The organism is Methanospirillum sp., from assembly GCF_035560735.1.
Lineage (GTDB): Archaea > Halobacteriota > Methanomicrobia > Methanomicrobiales > Methanospirillaceae > Methanospirillum.
The window spans coordinates 1-2,445 of sequence record NZ_DATMYY010000317.1 but is presented as its reverse complement, the minus strand read 5'-3'; the positions used below and the strand labels follow the sequence as shown (position 1 = coordinate 2,445).

General features: G+C 42.4%; 4 protein-coding genes. 2 read left to right on the top strand and 2 right to left on the bottom strand.

The features are described 5' to 3' along the window. Positions 1 to 42: 42 nt before the first annotated feature. Positions 43 to 1,245, top strand: coding sequence for an aspartate aminotransferase family protein (locus VN429_RS09290; RefSeq protein ID WP_325632494.1), 1,203 nt, complete (start codon positions 43 to 45; stop codon positions 1,243 to 1,245). A 263-nt stretch (positions 1,246 to 1,508) separates the two neighbouring features. Here the strand turns inward: VN429_RS09290 and VN429_RS09285 are convergent, their stop codons facing one another. Both VN429_RS09285 and VN429_RS09280 read right to left on the bottom strand, forming a co-directional pair. Next, complete coding sequence (locus tag VN429_RS09285) at positions 1,509 to 1,643, bottom strand: hypothetical protein (protein WP_325632492.1); 135 nt, start codon at positions 1,641 to 1,643, stop codon at positions 1,509 to 1,511. Then, positions 1,636 to 1,920: a nucleotidyltransferase family protein gene (locus VN429_RS09280; RefSeq protein ID WP_325632490.1), complete on the bottom strand. Its 285-nt coding sequence runs from the start codon at positions 1,918 to 1,920 to the stop codon at positions 1,636 to 1,638. Before VN429_RS09280 ends, VN429_RS09285 begins: the two co-directional genes overlap by 8 nt. 36 nt (positions 1,921 to 1,956) lie before the next feature. On the opposite strand from VN429_RS09280, the gene VN429_RS09275 reads away from it, so the two are divergent. Beyond that, positions 1,957 to 2,283, top strand: a complete 327-nt coding sequence (locus VN429_RS09275) for a hypothetical protein (RefSeq protein WP_325632487.1) — start codon at positions 1,957 to 1,959, stop codon at positions 2,281 to 2,283. The last annotated feature ends 162 nt before the right edge of the window (positions 2,284 to 2,445 follow it).

Sequence of the window (2,445 nt, the reverse complement as noted above, 5' to 3'; positions counted from 1 at the left end):
AGATTACCGCGGCAAAACGATTAGTTTTAAAGAGGCAACGTAATGAATGAAACGAATGACACGTTTCTCATAGAAGATTCGTATTATATTCCATTTGCGGATAAAACTCACCTGTCTATTGAGAAAGGCGATGGCGTATATGTCTGGGACGAAAACGGCAAACAGTATCTTGATTTTACTTCGGGATGGGGTGTCACCTGTATTGGTCATGCCAATCCGATAATCACTGAAGCACTCTGCACTCAAAGTAAAAAGATCATACAAAACCCGAATTCAGGAGCAACATATTCACCTGCACGTTCCCGATTGATCCAACTCTTCCATGAGATTCTTCCAAAGCACCTTACCCGGATATTCTTTGCCAATAGTGGAGCAGAAGCAAATGATGCAGCAATCAAACTCTCCCGGAAGGTTACCGGAAAGAAAAATATTATATCAACCGAAATGAGTTTTCACGGACGGACAATTAGTACCGTTTCTGCCACAGGACAGGATGTTCACCGGAATAAATTCAATCCGCTTATGCCGGGATATTTCTTTGTGCCGTTTAATGATATTTCAGCGGTTAAGGAGATTATTGATCAGGATGTCGCTGCAGTCATTGTGGAGCCAATTCAGGGTGAAGGTGGCGTAAATATTCCTTCTGAATCGTACCTTCAGGAATTATCAGAGGTATGCCGAAAACATGGCGTTCTTTTAATCGCCGATGAAATACAGACCGGGTTCTTCCGGACTGGGCCGCTCTTTTATTCCATGAGTCAGGGAGCTAAACCTGATATTATCACGATGGCAAAAGGAATTGCCGGAGGATTTCCGTTTTCTGCATTTGCGGTCACTGAAGAGGTCGCCAATGGTATCCAGAAAGGAGATCATGGCGGGACGTATAATGGAAATCCGCTTGGTTGTGCGGTGTCTGAAGCAGTTATCAGATATCTGGTTGATTCAAATATCGAATCTCACGTCACTGATCTGGGAACTGAAACAATCAAACGTCTGAATGAGTGGAAAGAGAAATACCCAAAAGCTATTACTGAAGTGAGAGGTCAGGGTCTGTTGATAGCTCTTGAATTGACTGATGATTCAAAATCTGCGGAGATTGTAAAACGATGTCTGGATAATGGTTTAATTTTAAATCTGAAACATGGTCATATCATCAGGATATTTCCTGCTCTCACTATTACAAAATTAGAGCTACAAACAGGCCTTGATATTCTTAAAAAAGAAATTGTCACTTGTTACTCCTGATAATTTTTTCTTATTTTGGGTTGTTCAAATTGCCTGGATCTGATTGAATCAAATCGGCAGTATGGAATCTCACCACACCGATTGATTCCTCCGCGAATTTCCTGGAAAATAATCCGTGGGGATGTGCAGCCTACGAGTCTGCCGGAGCAGCAAAACCTGCTGTTGAAAAGTCCAAGGAGGTATATGCTGCGACTATCGTGTAGAGAACTCTGAGGCAAAGACTGTTGGAAGTATTCCGGTAAGAGGGCCGACGATGGCAGCGGTCAACACTGCTGTTCTGCGTCTTTTCGTCTCCGATCGTGGTAATACTCATCAAATGGAATCCCTTCGGTATCTTCCTCAATATTGCATATGGCCTGAAAAATATCATCAAGATACTGGAGTTCGGTTCTATGCATATACTATCTCTTTTAGGATATAGGGCTTGATCCTCTCTTTAAGGGTGTCCTTTAGCACCAGATCAACTTTTTTTCCGAATAGATCTTCGAGATAGAACTTGCAATCCATAAAATTTTCAAAGGTTTTTCTCCCGGTTTGAAATGTCACCAGTACGTCAATATCGCTGTCAATCCGTTCTTGTCCCCGGACATATGAGCCAAATATCTCAATTGTTGCTATGCCAAACCGCTCTTTGAGGATTGGTTCATGCTGACGGAGCAACGATAGTACATCCATCTTTTACCTGTATTGATCAGTTCATCTTCAGGCAATATGCTTTATCACACCCTCATCATTGATATATATTCAAAACCCTTCTGCCACCTCCGTCGTGCAATCCGCCTCGTCAACCAGATTCTTATCAGTCTTATGATGCAGGTGCATGAGACGAAACGATTCATTGGACGGACAATCAAGGGGTCTGATTTTCTCGGGTATATTATCCATCCTTTTCGGAGACTTCGCCCATCAGGTGAAAGCATACGACGCTTGCAGGAACGTGCCCGCCGGCTTTACGAGCAGGGAGTAACAATTGAGAGACTCTGGCAGTATGTATCAAATCGTTTTTTTGCCCGATGCGGAGGTGGTACATATTTATAGAAATCCTGTTTCACATTATGGCGATGAATATCATCACAATGGTCAACAGAAGCTAAACTTACCCACTCAAACTGACGAAGAACCAATCAATCTAAACAATAACACCCGGTTTTGCCGGAAAAAGATTACAATTCAACGTACTCACTTGAAACGAAAATATAC